Below are 16,191 nucleotides of genomic sequence, written 5' to 3'. Positions count from 1 at the left end.
CAAATTTGAGACTTAGGTGACCTATGACGACTGACATTGACGTAATCACACTCGGACGCTCAGGCGTTGATTTATACGGAGCGCAGATTGGCGGTCGTTTAGAGGACATGGGGTCTTTTGAAAAATATATCGGTGGCTCCCCCACGAATATCGCTTGCGGTACGTCGCGTTTGGGGTTGAAAACCGCTTTGATTTCCCGTGTTGGCGATGAACACATGGGACGTTTTATTTTGGAACAACTCGCGCGTGAAGGCGTGTGTACCGATGGGGTCGTCACCGATCCTGATCGCCTCACTGCTCTGGTGATCTTGGGCATCCGTGACGAAGACCAGTTCCCTTTGATTTTCTACCGTGAAGACTGTGCTGACATGGCGCTTTGCGAAGACGATATTGACCCTGATTTTATCAAACGCACGCGCGCTTTGGTGGTGACAGGTACGCATTTGTCGAACCCAAGAACGGCTGCGGCGGCGATCAAGGCATTGAAGATTGCGCGTGAAAACGGCATCCGCACGGCGCTTGATATTGATTACCGCCCGAATCTTTGGGGCGTTGCTGGCCACGGCGATGGTGAAAGCCGCTTTGTTGAAAGCCAAGCTGTCACAGATAAGCTTTTGGCAACGCTGCACTACTTTGATTTGATCGTCGGCACAGAAGAAGAGTTCCACATCGCAGGCGGCTCCACCGATACATTGGAAGCCCTGCGCATGGTGCGATCAAAATCGCCTGCGACTTTGGTGTGCAAACGCGGCGCCGAAGGTGCCAGCGCCTTTGAGGGCGATATTCCTGCCAGCTTAGATGACGGCCAAACAGGGCCAGGTTTCCCGATTGAAGTGTTCAATGTTTTGGGCGCGGGTGATGGATTTTTCTCGGGCCTTTTGAAAGGTTGGATGGAAGCTGACAGCTTGGATGATGTGAGTTGGCCGACAGCTTTGAAATACGCCAATGCGTGCGGCGCTTTCGCTGTGTCGCGCCACGGCTGCACGCCTGCTTACCCCAGTGTTGAAGAGCTAGAGTTTTTCCTAGAACGCGGCGTTGTGCAAAAAGACCTGCGCAATGATCCTGCGCTTGAGCAAATCCACTGGTCCACGACGCGCCACACGCGCAATGCAGGCGATTGGTCATCGGTCAAAACCTTTGCCTTTGATCACCGTCTTCAGCTCGAAGAAATGAATGGGTATACACTGGAAAAAGCAGGGGCCTTCAAAGAATTGTGCTTAAAGGCAGCTTTGGATGTGCAAGGCGGTGACAGTGGTTATGGCATTCTATGTGACAACCGCATTGGCCGTAAGGCTTTGCATGCGGCTTCTGGCACAGGCCTTTGGATCGGTCGCCCGACCGAATTGCCTGGCTCACGCCCGATTGAATTTGAACCTGAATTGGGTATCGATTTTGGTCAATTTAATGAGTGGGCCCGCGAAAATGTGGTCAAGCTTTTGGTTTTCTGTCACCCTGATGACGATGCCGAAACGCGCGCTTTGCAAGAAAAGCGTGTTAAGCGTCTGTTCACAGCAGCGCGCCGCAATAATCTGGAATTCTTGCTGGAGGTCATTCCATCGAAAGTGGCGCCAACCGATGACACAACCACAGCAACTTTGATCCGCCAATTCTATGAGGCGGGCGTCTACCCTGACTGGTGGAAGCTAGAGCCAATGGCGACAGATACAGCATGGCAGAATGCTGTAAATGCAATCGAAGATTATGATCTGCACACCCGTGGAATCGTGGTTTTGGGCCTAGATGCGCCTGAGGCCGAATTGGCTGCAAGCTTTGAAGTGGCGGCAAAATACCCGCTGGTCAAAGGCTTTGCTGTCGGTCGTACAATCTTTGGCGATGCTGCGCGGGCTTGGTTGTCAGGTTCCATGGAAGATGGCGCTGCAGTCGAACAAATGTCTGAACGCTTCGCGAAACTGTGTAAGATCTGGGATACTGCGCGCGAAAACGCTCGCCTGAACGCTGAGTGAGGAAAGTCACATGAGCAAAACAATTCGTCTGACGGCCGCACAGGCCATGGTGAAATGGCTTTCGGTTCAACTGACCGAAAGCGGTGAGCGCTATATCGAAGGCATGTGGGCCATTTTTGGTCACGGAAATGTCGCAGGGCTTGGGGATGCGTTGCATAGCAACAAAGAAGTGTTCCCCACTTGGCGCGGGCAAAATGAACAGACGATGGCGCATTCCGCTATCGCTTACGCAAAAGGCAAAAAACGCACCCGCGCGCAGGCTGTCACGGCCTCTATCGGACCGGGGTCAACGAACCTTGTGACGGCTGCAGCTTTGGCGCATGTCAATCGCTTGCCTTTGTTGATCGTGGCGGGCGATGTCTTTGCCAATCGCCGCCCTGATCCTGTGTTGCAACAGGTTGAGGATTTTGACGATGGCACAGTCTCAGCCAATGATTGTTTGCGCCCCGTGTCTCGTTACTTCGATCAAATCACACGGCCTGAACATATTTTATCAGCTTTGCCACGTGCTTTGCGCATGATGACAGATCCCGCCAATTGCGGCCCTGCGACTTTGGCGTTTTGCCAAGATGTGCAAGCTGAAGCCTATGATTACCCAGAGTCCTTTTTTGAACCACGGGTCTGGCATATTCGCCGCCCTGCGCCTGATGCGCGTGAGTTTGATGAGGTCACAACCCTAATCAAGGCAGCAAAACGCCCCGTGATTTTAGCTGGCGGTGGCGTGATTTATTCCCAAGCCGAACAGACCCTTGCGGATTTTGCCACCAAACACGGCATTCCCGTGGTGGAAACCCAAGCGGGGAAATCTGCCTTGGCGCAAAGCCATGAAATGAATCTCGGTGCCTCTGGCGTTGATGGCTCTGCCGCTGCAAATGCGGCGACCTCAGCGGCTGATTTGGTGATTGGTGTGGGTACACGTTTGCAAGATTTCACAACAGCTTCACGCACCTTGTTTGATGCGGATGCCAAATTGATATCGATCAATGTTCACGGCTATGATGCGGCCAAGCACGCGGCTGTCAGCCTTGTTGCTGATGCAAAAGTCGCACTTGAAGGTCTCTCTGAAGCGATCGGGCCCTACAAAGCGGATGTGGTTGATGCCGCGGCGCGTGCGGATTGGTTGCGCGCGGTCGATGCCTATTGCGCACGCCCCGATGATCAGACTGCTGTGCCAAATGACGGTCAGGTTATCGGAGCTGTCCAGCGCGCTGTTTCGGATACCGCGATTGCCATGTGTGCTGCTGGCACAATGCCTGGAGCGCTCAAACTTTTGTGGCAACCTGCGCAAGGCGGCTACCATATGGAATATGGGTTTTCTTGCATGGGCTACGAAATCGCAGGCGCCATGGGGCTAAAACTTGCTCAGCCTGAGCGCGAAGTGATTTGTTTTGTCGGTGATGGGTCATACATGATGGCCAATTCCGAATTGGCGACAGCCGTGATGCGCCGCATTCCTTTCACTGTTGTTCTGACGGACAACGCTGGCTACGGCTGTATCAACCGCTTGCAATCATTGGGGGTCGGTGGCGCGCCCTTCAACAACATGTACGTGGATTGCAACATCGAAGATCAACCGCAGATCGACTATGTGGCACATGCCGCAGCGATGGGGGCACATGCAGTTAAAGCGGCTGACACAGACCAGCTTGAGGCCGAAATCAAAGCGGCAGGCAGCCGCAATATTCCAACAGTTATCGTGATTGAAACCACTGCAAAAGAATTCCCAGGTACGGGACTTAGCACAACCGCTGGCGACCATGGCGCCTTTTGGGATGTGGCCGTACCAGAGGTATCGGACAGCGCAACGCAACGCGATTACTACACGCAATATATCAAAAATATAACAGGCCAAGCCCGCCTAAACTAGGCGCAGCGGAGACAAACTATGATCCAATTTGGAACAAACCCGATCGCTTGGGCGAATGATGACGACCAATCCTTAGGCAAAGATATCCCAACTGAGCGTATCCTTGATGAAGCAGGTCGTCAGATCGGCTTTGACGGCATCGAAAATGGTCATCGCTGGCCACAAGATGATCCAGAGGCTTTGAAATCATTGTTGGGTGACTACGGGATGAAATTCATCTCGGGCTGGCATTCTTTGAATGTTTTGACCAATTCCTTGGACGATGAAAAACTCGCGATCCAGCCGCATTTGGACAAGCTCAAACACAATGGCTGCAAGGTCTGCATTGCTTGTGAGACATCAAATACCATTCAAGGCGATGACAAACCTCTGTCAGAACGCCCTGTCTTGGATGCCGCAGGGATGAAAGACTTCGCAACTCGCGTTGAAGCCATCGCGCAATATTGCGCGGATCAAGGGATTGCTTTGGTCTATCATCATCACATGGGCACCGTTGTGCAAAGCCCTGAGGATATCGATGCCTTTATGGCTGAAACTTTGGCGGCAGGCGGCGCGACCAAATTGTTGTTCGATGCAGGCCATTGTTACTTCGGTGGCGGTGATCCGGTGGCAGTCTTAACAAAACATGCGGATCGTGTTGCACATTTCCACGCGAAAAATGTGCGCCCAGCAGTGCGCACACAGGTTGAATCGGAAGGCTGGTCATTCATGGACGGCGTGCGCGGCTCTGTCTTTACGGTTCCAGGCGATCAAGAGGGCGGGGTTGATTTTGAACCGCTTTTGCAAATCCTTAAAGACACAGGATATGAGGGTTGGATCGTGATTGAAGCCGAACAAGACCCTGATCTGCGCAATCCGCTTTTGTACCAAACTCTTGGATTGGCAACGCTGAAACGCCTCGCTGCTCAAACCGGACTTATTTAAGGAATTCCTCATGGCTGATCTCCTCAAACGCCCCTTTGGCACCCACGGCAAAGTGCATCAAATCACGCCTGAAAGCGCAGGCTGGCGCTATGTGGGATTTGATCTGCACAAGCTGCGTGCGGGCGATGATGTCTCTGATATTACAGGCTCAAACGAAGTCATTCTTGTTATGGTCGAAGGCAAAGCAACCGTGACCGCAGCAGGCAAAGACTGGGGCGAACTGGGCGACCGTATGAACGTTTTTGAAAAAACACCGCCCCATTGTTTGTACGTACCAAACGGGCAAGATTGGGCCGCGACTGCGACCACGGATTGCACCATCGCGGTCTGTAAAGCGCCCGGCATTGGCGGTCATGAAGCGCGCAAAATCGGTCCCGATGGCATCAGCCTGACCCAACGCGGTGAAGGTGCAAACACGCGCTTTATCAACAATATCGCGATGGAAAACGAAGATTACTGCGACAGTCTTTTGGTGACCGAAGTCTTTACACCTTCTGGCAATTGGTCGTCTTACCCAAGTCACCGACACGACGAAGATGACTTTCCACGTATCACATATCTCGAAGAGACCTATTACCACCGTCTTAATCCTGCGGATGGTTTCGGCGTGCAGCGCGTCTACACTGATGATTTGCAACTTGATGAAACCATGGCTGTGCATGACGGTGATGTGGTCTGCGTACCCAAGGGCCACCACCCATGTGGCGCGCCTTACGGCTTTGAAATGTATTACCTAAATGTAATGGCTGGCCCGCGCCGCGCTTGGCGATTTGTCCCTGCGCCGAATGTTGAACACCTGATGAAATAAAGGGCTAAGCCCTGATTGAAAGAGAAACTGTGACACATTCTTTTCCGTTAGCCGTTTGCGCTGAAATGCTTTGGCCCGATCACCCCATCGACTGGCGCGCAGCACGTTTGACTGAGCGCGGGTTGGGCGTTGGTCTTTGGAACTACCCCGATCACGATCTTGCCAAACTTGAAGCGGTCGGCGCAAATTACACGATCATGAACGGCTATCTTGAGGGGCGTTTGGCGGATGATGAAGGCGCAGACATGTTGCTGGCTTCGGCTCGTAAAACCGCGCAAGTGGGCAAGCGCTTGGGCGTTGACCGTTTGAACCTGCACGGCACAGGCCTTGGGGATGGCGGTATACCGATTTGGCAGCACGATGTCGTTGATGGCAAAATGTGGCTCAAAGCGCGCGACACTTTGAACCGTATTTGTGACATGGCCGAAGAAGAAGGCGTCGTGTTCACACTTGAGAACCTCAATCTACTTGATCACCCAGGGTGTCCCTTTGGGTCTACCGAAGATGTCTTGGCTTTGGTCAGCGCGATTGATCGGCCTCAGCTTAAAATCAATCTGGACCTGTATCATACCCAAATCGGTGAAGGCGACCTACTGCGTTGGTGCGAAAAATGTTTGCCTTGGATCGGTGAAGTCCAAGTCGCCGACAATCCAGGTCGCTGCGAACCGGGCACAGGCGAGATTAACTATGCTGGTATTGCGGCAGGTTTGAAGGCGATGGGGTACGATGGTCCTGTTGGTATGGAAGCCAATGCAAAAGGCGATAGTGACGCAGCTGTAGATGCTTTTGTGGCAGCCTTCACGCTCTAAGTTACAAAGGAACCTCCCGGAAAAGGGCTTGGCTTCGGCCACGCCCTTTTTTGGTCAATACGCCTTTCGGGTTTAGCTGTTTTCGCCAGCGGTCGTGTCAATGAACCAACCGTTTGGTCCCGCAATATGATCTGGCAGCACGACAATCATGATTTCACGAATAGCGATGACGGTCATGACTGACATGGCCAACTGGTCAAATGTGATCGATGAAAACTGCATATGCGCCTGCTTTGTTCGTTTGATGTGCCCTGAATTTGGCGACAAAATGTGTTTCAAACAGGGCAAGGCCTTGGCATGTTGGCGGCATATTGCATCGAATACTTAAAATCCAAACGGTTTTTCTTTATATCCTACGCCCGTCATAAATAGACCGTCAGGCGGGGTGACGGGGCCACAGGCGTTGCGGTCACGGGCCTCCAGCACTTCGGTGATTTTTTCAGGCGCCCAATGACCTCCGCCAACACGTTCAAGCGATCCCACAATGGACCGCACTTGATTGTGCAAAAATGACCGCGCCCGCAGGTGAAAGCGAAATTCCTTGCCGTAAGAATAATCATGTTCTTCGATGGTGATCTCATCCATGGTTTTCACAGGGCTTTGCGCTTGGCACATGGTCGAGCGAAAAGTGGTAAAATCATGCGTGCCCAGCAAACGCTTGGCACCCTCTTGCATTGCCGCCAGATCCAAAGGGCCACGTACTTGCCATGCAAGCCCAGCCGCATGGGCCGCAGGGGCACGTCTTGCGATCAAATGAAAGGTGTAGCGCCGCTCATAGGCAGCATAGCGTGCGTGCCAATCATCGGGCATGGGCACTGCATCCAAAATCGCAATCGGATTTGGTTTCAGGTGAAAATTCACCGCCTCCATCAGGCGAAAAGGTTCCCAATCGCGTTTCAAATCGCAATGGGCCACTTGGCCTTTGGCATGCACACCTGCATCCGTGCGCCCAGCTGCGCCAATCGTGGGGCAATCGGGATCAATCTTGCGCAAGGCTTCTTCGACGCATTGCTGCACAGAAGGGTGGTCCTTTTGGCGCTGCCATCCCGAAAAAGGCGCACCGTTATATTCTATGAGTAAAGCAAATCTAGGCATGTCCGCGATGTACCCAAAGTCATGCGCCGCGTCTAGTGTTTCAAAGCGTCAAAGCCAATGGCACCTTTTAAATCCTGTTGGCGCTGCTTATGTTTCCCTTACAAATATATCAAAACGCAAAGGGGCAGGGGTTTGATCATAGGTGATATTGCTGACCGTATCGTGCGCGGTGTTGAAACTGTGCAAGATGGTGTCAATGAGGCGCTGTTCGAACCCGTGATCCGCGTGGGGATAACAGGCCTATCGCGGGCGGGGAAAACCGTGTTTATCACATCGCTTGTTGCCAATCTTTTGGACCGTGGCCGCATGCCTCAACTTGGCGCGAGCGCCTCTATCACTGCCGCATATTTGCAGCCACAGCCCGATGATACTGTACCGCGTTTCGACTATGAAACGCATCTTGCGGCGCTGACTGCGCCTGATCCTCATTGGCCTGACAGCACGCGCACCGTGTCCGAACTACGCTTGTCATTTAAGGTGCAGCCGACAGGTATCTTGGGGGTCTTTTCAGGTCCGCGCACCGTGCACTTAGATATCTTGGATTATCCAGGAGAATGGCTGCTAGACCTTGGGTTGTTGGAAAAATCATACAGCGAATGGTCACAAGCCGCGATCAAAGCGGCGCAGAATCGTGACCAAGGGGCTGAATTTCTGACCGCATTAAATAGTATAAACGCAGATGAAAAGCACGATGAACAGGCCGCTAAATCCCTTGCGCAAAGCTTTACCTCATATCTGAAGTCCGCGCGCGAGGCGGGATATTCAGATTGCTCTCCGGGTCGGTTTCTTTTGCCTGGCGATCTAGAGGGCTCGCCTGTTTTGACTTTTGCGCCACTCGGTTCTAACGCGAATAAACGGGGCACGCTGGCACGCGAATTCGAACGTCGCTATGAGGCCTATAAACGCGAAGTGGTAAAGCCCTTTTTCCGCGATCACTTCGCCAAATTAGATCGCCAAGTTGTGTTGGTTGATGCACTAGGTGCCATCCATGCAGGGCCAAAAGCGGTTGAAGATCTGCGCCATACCCTTAGCGATATTCTGAGTGCTTTTCGTCCAGGTCGTGTGGGGCGGCTGCTTGCCCTTTTGGGGCAACGCCGTATTGACCGCGTGCTGTTTGCTGCCAGCAAGGCCGACCATATTCACCACAGCCAGCACCCACGTTTGACCGCCATCATGGAAGCCTTGGTGCGAGATGCGAAAGACCGCGCAGATTTTGCTGGCGCAGGTACAATGGCAATGTCCATCGCCGCCTTACGCGCAACAGTTGAAGAAACAATTGATCACAATGGTGATCCCCTTGACTGTGTTCGGGGCCGCACAAGCGATGGAAAACAAGCTGCATTTTATCCCGGTGAATTGCCTCAAGATCCCGCGCACATTTTGACGCCTGCGCGCAAAGGGGCCACGGATTGGCTGGACGGTGATTATGAAATCATGCGCTTTGAACCTGCACGCCTGACCCTAAAACCAGGCGAAGGCCCACCTCATATCCGTCTTGACCGCGCGGCTGAGTTTTTGATCGGAGACAAACTATGACCGACACGCCCCCCCGCAAGCCCAGCCGTGGTCCCGTGCGTATCGATCTGGATGATGCGCCCGCGACCGTCACGCCTTCGACGGCTGAACCTGTACCTGATCTCACACCATTACGCGCACCCTCTGCGATGGAGCGCGCTGCGGTTTTTGCTGCGCGCAAGCCATCGGTTCTGGCGCGTTGGTTCTGGCGTTTGTTGCTCACGCTGGTGACCTTTGCTGTGACTTTGGTCAGCTATGATTTTGTTGCAGCTTTGATCGCACGCAACCCGATTTTGGGCTACAGTGCCTTGGCGCTGGTGCTCGCATTTTGCGCGGTGCTCTTGACGATTGCGCTTAAAGAATTGGCAGGCTTTGCGCGCCTCAAGCGCATTGATACGTTGCAAAAAGCAGCTATCGATGCCGCGGCAGCACAAGATTTGAACGCCGCGCGTGTGGTTACTGAAAAACTGCAAACGGTCTATAAATCCCGCAATGATGTATCATGGGGCAATGATCGTTTTAACGAACGCAAAGGCGAAGTGTTTGATGCCGATGGTTTATTAAAACTTGCTGAAACCGAGTTTTTGATCCCGCTTGATACGGCTGCGCGCCGCGAAGTTGAAGCTGCAGCACGCCAAGTCGCTATGGTCACAGCACTTGTACCTATTGCTTTGGCCGATGTTTTCACAGCGCTCACGGCCAATCTACGCATGATCCGTCGCATTGCTGAAATTTATGGCGGGCGTTCGGGCACACTTGGGTCTTGGCGCGTCACGCGATCAGTCTTGACCCATTTGGTGGCCACAGGCGCTGTTGCTGTGGGCGATGATCTGATCGGATCACTTGCTGGCGGTGGTGTTTTGGCCAAAGTGTCACGTCGCTTCGGCGAGGGCGTGGTCAACGGCGCTTTGACCGCGCGTGTGGGCGTGGCTGCGATCGAAGTTTGCAGACCATTACCATTCTCGGCCGCTAAAAAGCCATCGGTGACAGGCACTGTGCAGCGGGCTTTAACAGGGCTGTTCGGGTAGGGGTAAGTACGGCCTGCGAACAGGGTGATTTGGCTATAGATCTGGTGTGATCTTCGCCTGTTCTTGTGGTGTAAGATACCCCAAAGGCGGTAAGATATTCCCACGTACCAAAGCTGTTAAAATCTGTTTTGTGGGCGGTAGAACTGACAAGGGAAACAGGATGCGGTCACGGATGAATGGCAAGATGCGGCTGTGCGATTGATACTGCGGTGTAAAGGCGGCCGACATAGCTTGATAGGCCATCACATGACCACGCCGCGCCCGCCCGTAAGCTGGCAAAGCTTTGGCGATAGGAAAGTGTTTCAAAGCTTCGCTGAGGGCCCATGCATCCAATAGTGCCATGTTCGCGCCTTGTCCTAATTGTGGCGAGGCACGGTGGGCGGCATCGCCGATATAAGCTATCGCGTCGCCATAAGGTTTGCGCAGCGTTCCATGGCTGTATCGCGCCATAACCATCTGATCGCGATGGGTTATTTGATCCAAAAAAGGTGCAAGGTCTGGCCAAAGTTTTAAGGCTTCGGCTTTCCACACGTCCAATCCTTGTGCATGCCAAGTTTTATATCCGTCACTGGGCAAAGAATAAAACAATGCCGCTTTTTTCGTCGAGTCATTGGGTAGCGTGCCGATGGGCATGACGCCAATCATGCGGTTCGCATGGCGGTATTTTTGCGTCAGTTGTTGCTGGGACAAGTGGGTGTCTGGCCAATCCACAGTGGTCCAAATAGCGCCAAAAGGCAGGTCGCGTGCGCTAAGCGGGCTGAGCACAGATCGCGCACCGCTGGCGTCGATGATCAGATCAAAAGGCTTGGACATCGCGCCATTTTCAAACACCAACTGCGTGCCGTCACGCCCCATCACTTTGTGGTTTTCGCACATCGAAATGTCGCGGCGTTGCGCGGCATTGAGCAGGCTTTGAAATAGGGCTGCGCGATGGATAGCCAAGCCGTAACTCTGGCCATAACTGACATCTAAAACGCGGTGTCCATTGCGGGTTTCTCGCCCCAGCATACGGTGAATTTTTTGTCCCATGGCGCGCGCATCATCGCCTGCGCCGAGGACGTCCAAAACCCTGCGCCCGACAGGCTGAATCACCAGACCTGAACCGACAGGTTTCGCCTGCTCAAATTGATCAAACAGAGTGATGTCATGGGATTGATCCGCAAGCAAGGATGCCGCTGCCAAGCCGCCTATACCTGCGCCTGTGATGCCAACTTTTAAAGACTGTGTCATTGAGAAATTTGACCTTAAGGAAAGACTATTGCACCGATGACATCAGGCTAGGACAGTTGAGGAGGCGCGTCTGTCGGGATGTCGCGTTGAGCAATACTTATTTTCAATGCACGCCCAATCCGATGCGCGAGCTCAGACCAGCATTGCGCTGTGTGCCTTGGAAGACAGTCGTATAAAACCTCATCAAAAATCGCCAACCAGATCGCAAAATGCGCTGTTTTGATATCACGCGCTTTCATATGCGTTTGCTGCGGATTTCCAGTATAGCCGCGTTTCATCCCAATAGCATTGTGCCAAAACTGAGAAATTTTATGCTCATGAGGCGGCCAATCTTCGATGTGGTTGGCAAAAATGGGAGCCAGATCTGGGTGGATGCGCAGGCGGGCGTAAAATTTGGCGACAACGAGGTCTATCTGCGAACTGGTGATCGGAAACTTTTGGGCTGGTTTAAGGCTGCGCTCTTGGTTCATCGTCGCTGTAATCCGTCAATTCATCGCACAAGGTACCCTAAGGTATGCGCTGTGGCAGTGCAATTGCGGTCATGAAGACGATTGAAAGCTGATCGCTTTAATCAGAATAAACGCGATATACCTGAGTGTTTTTATGGCCCGGTAAATCAGTCAACTAATTGATTTTAATGAAAAATAATTGACATTCATTTGCGCCTCCTCAATATTATCTTGGAGATAGCCAGCCAAATTGCCAGCCAGTCCTTGTTCAACTTTAAAAGTAAGTCTGGAGAGTTCCCGTGGCCGCAACAGCATGTAAATCTTGTTCCTATTTCGAAGCAGAACAATCCTTGACCGCTCAAGATGGCTTATGCCGCCTGAATCCACCTGTCTTTTTAACCGAAGATGAACTGCGCGGCGCTTGGCCAACTGTGAAAACCGACGATTGGTGCGGAAGTCACTCCAGCTCGAATACAGCGCATTAGGCACGTATTTTTTGCGAGTTTAGGTTGATGAAAAGGGGCATTGTTTGCCCCTTTTTTTGTGGCAACTGCTTAGAGGCTTTACCCCAGCTAAAGCGCGCCATATAAGGCCCGTATGAATTTTTTGGTGGCGATTATTATTCGAATTACCAGCCCGGCGCTCTAACATTGAGCCGCCGGGACAAGGCGTATGGACAGCCGCGCCGACCCACACCCTTTGACAGACTTATCTGACAGGATTAGACGCGATGTGCGCTGATACACCTTCCGAAACGATCGACTATAAATCCACTTTGAACCTGCCCCAAACGGACTTCCCAATGCGCGCAGGACTGCCAAAACGCGAGCCTGGCTGGCTAGAGCGCTGGGCGCAAATCGGTGTTTACGACCAATTGCGTGCCAAAGGCAAAGCTGACGGGCGCACGCCTTTTACCCTGCATGACGGACCGCCCTATGCGAACGGCAATCTACACATCGGTCACGCATTGAACAAAACCATTAAAGACATCATTGTGCGTTCTCATCAGATGATGGGCCACGATGCACGCTATGTGCCAGGTTGGGATTGTCACGGTCTGCCGATCGAGTGGAAGATCGAAGAACAGTACCGCCAAAAAGGCAAAAATAAAGACGACGTGCCTGTGGTGGATTTCCGCCAAGAATGTCGTAAATTTGCCGAAGGTTGGGTCGATATCCAGCGAGAAGAATTCAAACGTCTGGGCATTCAAGGCAACTGGGAAGACCCCTACCTGACGATGAATTACCACGCAGAAGCGGTGATCGCAGAAGAATTCACCAAGTTCTTGATGAATGGTACTTTGTATCAAGGCTCAAAACCTGTGATGTGGTCGCCCGTTGAAAAGACCGCATTGGCCGAAGCTGAGATCGAATACCAAGACAAAGAAAGCTTTGCTATCTGGGTGAAATTCCCTGTGCGCGATACAGACAATGAGGCGCTCAAAGGTGCCTCAGTCGTTATCTGGACAACGACGCCTTGGACCATACCATCCAACAAAGCTGTGGTTTACTCTGACACGATTTCTTACGGCGTTTATGAAGTGAACGCCGCACCAGAAGACAATTGGGTCCGCACAGGCGAACGCTATGTTTTAGCTGATGCCTTGGCGGAAGCCGTGTTTGCAAAAGCGCGCATCGACGATTTTACACGTCTGTCGGATGCGGGCGATATGAGCGGCACATCCTTGTCGCACCCTCTGGCGGGGACAGAAGGCTCGGGCGGCGAATGGGACACCCCACGTGATTTCCGCGCAGCGCCTTTCGTAACAGATGGCGAAGGCACGGGCTTTGTACATTGCGCGCCATCCCACGGTATGGATGAATTTGAATTCTACCGCGATCTGGGCATGCTCGAGACCATGATCACCTATAATGTCATGGAAGACGGGCGTTTCCGCGATGATTTGCCATTCTTTGGCGGCAAAGCGATCTTGCGTGAAAAAGCCAATAAAAAGAACAAAAACAACCCTTGGGAAGGCGACGCCAACACGGCTGTTATGGCCAAGTTGACTGAAGAAGACGGTCTATTTGCGCGCGGCGTGATCAAGCACAGCTATCCGCATTCTTGGCGGTCAAAAGCGCCGATCGTCTACCGCAATACGCCGCAATGGTTTGCCTCCGTTGACAAAAAACTCGATGATGGCATGGGCCAATATGGGGATAGCATTCGTGAGCGCGCCCTGCGCTCCATCGACGAATTGGTCGCTTGGACGCCTCAAACAGGTCGCAACCGTTTGCATTCCATGATCGAAAGCCGCCCTGATTGGGTGCTGTCGCGTCAACGTGCTTGGGGTGTGCCTCTGACATGTTTCACCAAAAAGGGCAGCTTGCCGACGGATGCGGATTTCTTGTTGCGCAGCGAAGAGTTGAATGCGCGCATCAAGGCCGAGTTCGAAGTGCACGGCGCGGATATTTGGTATGCGGATGGTTTCAAAGCCCGCATTTTGGACGGCATCGCCGACCCTGACGATTACGATCAAGTGTTTGACGTTTTGGATGTGTGGTTTGATTCTGGCTGTACCCATGCTTTCGTTTTGCGCGACCGTGAAGACGGCACCGAAGATGGCATTGCTGATGTCTACATGGAAGGCACCGACCAGCACCGTGGTTGGTTCCATTCGTCTTTGTTACAAGCATCGGCAACCAAAGGCCGCGCGCCCTATAAAAACGTTGTGACGCATGGGTTTACGCTGGATGAAAAGGGCATGAAAATGTCTAAATCCATCGGCAATACTGTGGTTCCTGAAACCATCGTCAAACAATATGGCGCGGATATCTTGCGTCTTTGGGTGGCCCAAACCGATTACACCAGCGACCAGCGTATCGGGCCTGAAATCTTGAAAGGCACGGCGGACAGCTACCGCCGCCTGCGCAACACAATGCGTTACATGCTTGGCTCATTGGCTGATTTTTCTGAAAGTGATCGTGTTGAACCAGCGGATATGCCAGAGTTGGAACAATGGGTTTTGCACCGCGTGCAAGAAGTCGATAACGCCGTTCAAAAAGGCTACCGCGCCTTTGATTTCTCTGGCGTTTGGCAGGCTGTTTTCACATTCGCTACGGTTGATCTGTCAGCGTTCTATTTCGATGTGCGCAAAGATGCGCTGTACTGTGACGGCGATACATTGAACCGCCGCGCTGCACGCACGGTGCTGGATCTGTTGTTCCACCGCATTACCAAATGGCTTGCGCCGATCTTGGTGTTCACGATGGAAGAAGTCTGGCTTGAACGCTTCCCTGCTGAGGGCAACTCAATCCACCTTGAGGATTTCGTCAGCACACCAAGCGCGTGGAAAAACGATGCTTTGGCCGCAAAATGGGCCAGTGTTCGCCAAGTGCGCCGTGTGGTCACAGCAGCATTGGAAATTCAGCGAACTGAAAAAGTTATCGGCGCATCGCTTGAAGCAGCACCGGTGGTCTATTTGCGTGATGAAACCACAGTCGAGGCACTTAAAACCGTGTCTTTCGATGATCTATGCATCACTTCTGGCGTCACTTTTTCAACAGATGCAGCCCCAGAAGGTGCCTTTACCTTGGCAGAGGTGGATGGCGTAGCGGTCGTGTTTGAAAAAGCTTCAGGCGAAAAATGTCAGCGCTGCTGGAAGATCTTGCCCGATGTCGGCACGCATAGTCATGATGGTGTGTGCGGGCGCTGCGATGCGGCGCTTGGCTAAATTCAAACCACATCCATAAAATGCAAAAGGGGGCTTCGGCCCCCTTTTTTGTTCAGTGTTTGCTGCTTTGGGCGGGCAGGATTTGTTGTATTCCGCCAGCTGTAAGCAAGTACAGACTGGTGATGATCAATCCCGTGCCGACAAAATGCGTATAGGTGCCAACCAATAAAATAACAGAACAAACAATCCAGACCAATGTGACGGGCAGCGTGATCATGCTCCACCTACGGGTGCGGACTGGGTGTACGAAATGCACGGGTAAAAACATCATGGGGGTGAGGATCAACATGATTGAAACCATTGCCCAAATCGGTGGTTCCATCGCGAAAAACACCAAGGCCACCATGTTCCAGCAGCCTGGAAAGCCATCAAAGCTGGCGTCTTCGGTCTTCATGCTGGTATCTGCAAAATAAAGCGCTGACACCGTGACAATGCTCAAGGCGCATAGCCATCCTGTCCAGCCGGGGATCATGCCAGATTGAACGATCGCAAAAACAGGCACGAAGACATAGGTCAAAAAGTCGACGACCAGATCAAGTAGCACACCGTCAATGCGCGGGGCGTTTGCTTTTGTGTCCACGCTGCGTGCAAGCGGGCCATCCACACCATCCACAATTAGCGCAGCAAGCAACCATAAAAACATATGGCTCCACTCTTCATGGGCTGCGGAAAATAGCGCTAAAAGGGCCAAAGCGGCCCCCGTCGCAGTTAGTAGGTGTACGGCATAGCCGTTACGGACATTGGCTTTCATGTAACTTTGATGCCTGCCTTCGCCGCATCTTGCAAGGGCTAGCGGCGCAATGTTGCACAAATTTTGTGCCGCTTGCCC

Annotated in this window: 14 protein-coding genes; 9 read left to right on the top strand and 5 right to left on the bottom strand. The window is 52.6% G+C overall.

The features are described 5' to 3' along the window. Nucleotides 1-23 precede the first annotated feature (23 nt). The 5 genes from EDD53_RS07425 to EDD53_RS07405 are packed head-to-tail and all read left to right on the top strand — an operon-like array spanning nt 24 to nt 6,372. A complete protein-coding gene (locus EDD53_RS07425) occupies nt 24-1,964 on the top strand; it encodes a bifunctional 5-dehydro-2-deoxygluconokinase/5-dehydro-2-deoxyphosphogluconate aldolase (protein WP_123792606.1) in 1,941 nt (646 codons plus the stop codon). Between the two features lie 10 nt (nt 1,965-1,974). Further along, on the top strand, nt 1,975-3,831 hold the full coding sequence (iolD, locus tag EDD53_RS07420) for a 3D-(3,5/4)-trihydroxycyclohexane-1,2-dione acylhydrolase (decyclizing) (RefSeq protein WP_123792605.1): 1,857 nt from the start codon (nt 1,975-1,977) through the stop codon (nt 3,829-3,831). Between the two features lie 18 nt (nt 3,832-3,849). Then, entirely contained in the window at nt 3,850-4,755 is a 906-nt protein-coding gene (gene iolE / locus EDD53_RS07415) for a myo-inosose-2 dehydratase (protein WP_123792604.1), read from the top strand. Nucleotides 4,756-4,765: 10 nt separating this feature from the next. Next, nucleotides 4,766-5,563: a 5-deoxy-glucuronate isomerase gene (iolB, locus tag EDD53_RS07410; RefSeq protein WP_123792603.1), complete on the top strand. Its 798-nt coding sequence runs from the start codon at nt 4,766-4,768 to the stop codon at nt 5,561-5,563. A gap of 29 nt (nt 5,564-5,592) precedes the next feature. Beyond that, nucleotides 5,593-6,372 carry a TIM barrel protein gene (locus tag EDD53_RS07405; protein ID WP_211331598.1) on the top strand — a complete coding sequence of 260 codons (780 nt, stop codon included), beginning with the start codon at nt 5,593-5,595 and terminating at the stop codon, nt 6,370-6,372. A gap of 72 nt (nt 6,373-6,444) precedes the next feature. Here the strand turns inward: EDD53_RS07405 and EDD53_RS14825 are convergent, their stop codons facing one another. Together EDD53_RS14825 and truA are read right to left on the bottom strand one after the other, a co-directional pair. Then, nucleotides 6,445-6,594 carry a hypothetical protein gene (locus EDD53_RS14825; RefSeq protein ID WP_170162714.1) on the bottom strand — a complete coding sequence of 50 codons (150 nt, stop codon included), beginning with the start codon at nt 6,592-6,594 and terminating at the stop codon, nt 6,445-6,447. Nucleotides 6,595-6,696: 102 nt separating this feature from the next. Further along, nucleotides 6,697-7,467 (bottom strand): tRNA pseudouridine(38-40) synthase TruA, encoded by a 771-nt coding sequence (truA, locus tag EDD53_RS07400; RefSeq protein ID WP_123792602.1) that lies wholly within the window; start codon nt 7,465-7,467, stop codon nt 6,697-6,699. 132 nt (nt 7,468-7,599) lie between these two features. Here truA and EDD53_RS07395 point away from each other — a divergent pair, with 132 nt between their 5' ends. Next, complete coding sequence (locus EDD53_RS07395; RefSeq protein WP_123792601.1) at nt 7,600-9,003, top strand: YcjX family GTP-binding protein; 1,404 nt, start codon at nt 7,600-7,602, stop codon at nt 9,001-9,003. Then, nucleotides 9,000-10,010, top strand: coding sequence for a YcjF family protein (locus tag EDD53_RS07390; RefSeq protein WP_123792600.1), 1,011 nt, complete (start codon nt 9,000-9,002; stop codon nt 10,008-10,010). The genes EDD53_RS07395 and EDD53_RS07390 overlap by 4 nt, the downstream gene beginning before the upstream one ends. Nucleotides 10,011-10,043: 33 nt before the next feature. On the opposite strand, the gene EDD53_RS07385 is transcribed toward EDD53_RS07390, so the two are convergent. Both EDD53_RS07385 and EDD53_RS07380 read right to left on the bottom strand, forming a co-directional pair. Beyond that, complete coding sequence (locus EDD53_RS07385; RefSeq protein ID WP_123792599.1) at nt 10,044-11,240, bottom strand: FAD-dependent oxidoreductase; 1,197 nt, start codon at nt 11,238-11,240, stop codon at nt 10,044-10,046. A gap of 47 nt (nt 11,241-11,287) precedes the next feature. Continuing rightward, nucleotides 11,288-11,710, bottom strand: coding sequence for a group III truncated hemoglobin (locus tag EDD53_RS07380; RefSeq protein WP_123792598.1), 423 nt, complete (start codon nt 11,708-11,710; stop codon nt 11,288-11,290). A 278-nt stretch (nt 11,711-11,988) separates the two neighbouring features. On the opposite strand from EDD53_RS07380, the gene EDD53_RS07375 reads away from it, so the two are divergent. Both EDD53_RS07375 and ileS read left to right on the top strand, forming a co-directional pair. Then, nucleotides 11,989-12,174, top strand: coding sequence for a hypothetical protein (locus tag EDD53_RS07375; RefSeq protein ID WP_123792597.1), 186 nt, complete (start codon nt 11,989-11,991; stop codon nt 12,172-12,174). A gap of 245 nt (nt 12,175-12,419) precedes the next feature. Next, nucleotides 12,420-15,362 (top strand): isoleucine--tRNA ligase, encoded by a 2,943-nt coding sequence (gene ileS, locus EDD53_RS07370; RefSeq protein ID WP_123792596.1) that lies wholly within the window; start codon nt 12,420-12,422, stop codon nt 15,360-15,362. A gap of 52 nt (nt 15,363-15,414) precedes the next feature. Here ileS and EDD53_RS07365 read toward each other — a convergent pair whose 3' ends face one another. After that, nucleotides 15,415-16,113, bottom strand: a complete 699-nt coding sequence (locus EDD53_RS07365) for a CDP-alcohol phosphatidyltransferase family protein (RefSeq protein ID WP_123792595.1) — start codon at nt 16,111-16,113, stop codon at nt 15,415-15,417. Nucleotides 16,114-16,191: the final 78 nt, after the last annotated feature.

This window comes from Pacificibacter maritimus (assembly GCF_003814915.1).
GTDB classification, from domain to species: domain Bacteria; phylum Pseudomonadota; class Alphaproteobacteria; order Rhodobacterales; family Rhodobacteraceae; genus Celeribacter; species Celeribacter maritimus.
This window is presented reverse-complemented; position numbering and strand designations above follow the sequence as displayed.

Excerpts from the sequence above, each read along its gene's own strand:
- EDD53_RS07380 (WP_123792598.1), bottom strand. The coding sequence starts at position 11,710 with ATGAACCAAGAGCGCAGCCTTAAACCAGCCCAAAAGTTTCCGATCACC.
- EDD53_RS07425 (WP_123792606.1), top strand. The coding sequence starts at position 24 with ATGACGACTGACATTGACGTAATCACACTCGGACGCTCAGGCGTTGAT.
- EDD53_RS07390 (WP_123792600.1), top strand. The coding sequence starts at position 9,000 with ATGACCGACACGCCCCCCCGCAAGCCCAGCCGTGGTCCCGTGCGTATC.
- truA (WP_123792602.1), bottom strand. The coding sequence starts at position 7,467 with ATGCCTAGATTTGCTTTACTCATAGAATATAACGGTGCGCCTTTTTCG.
- iolD (WP_123792605.1), top strand. The coding sequence starts at position 1,975 with ATGAGCAAAACAATTCGTCTGACGGCCGCACAGGCCATGGTGAAATGG.
- EDD53_RS07385 (WP_123792599.1), bottom strand. The coding sequence starts at position 11,240 with ATGACACAGTCTTTAAAAGTTGGCATCACAGGCGCAGGTATAGGCGGC.
- EDD53_RS14825 (WP_170162714.1), bottom strand. The coding sequence starts at position 6,594 with ATGCAGTTTTCATCGATCACATTTGACCAGTTGGCCATGTCAGTCATG.
- EDD53_RS07365 (WP_123792595.1), bottom strand. The coding sequence starts at position 16,113 with ATGAAAGCCAATGTCCGTAACGGCTATGCCGTACACCTACTAACTGCG.
- iolB (WP_123792603.1), top strand. The coding sequence starts at position 4,766 with ATGGCTGATCTCCTCAAACGCCCCTTTGGCACCCACGGCAAAGTGCAT.
- iolE (WP_123792604.1), top strand. The coding sequence starts at position 3,850 with ATGATCCAATTTGGAACAAACCCGATCGCTTGGGCGAATGATGACGAC.
- ileS (WP_123792596.1), top strand. The coding sequence starts at position 12,420 with ATGTGCGCTGATACACCTTCCGAAACGATCGACTATAAATCCACTTTG.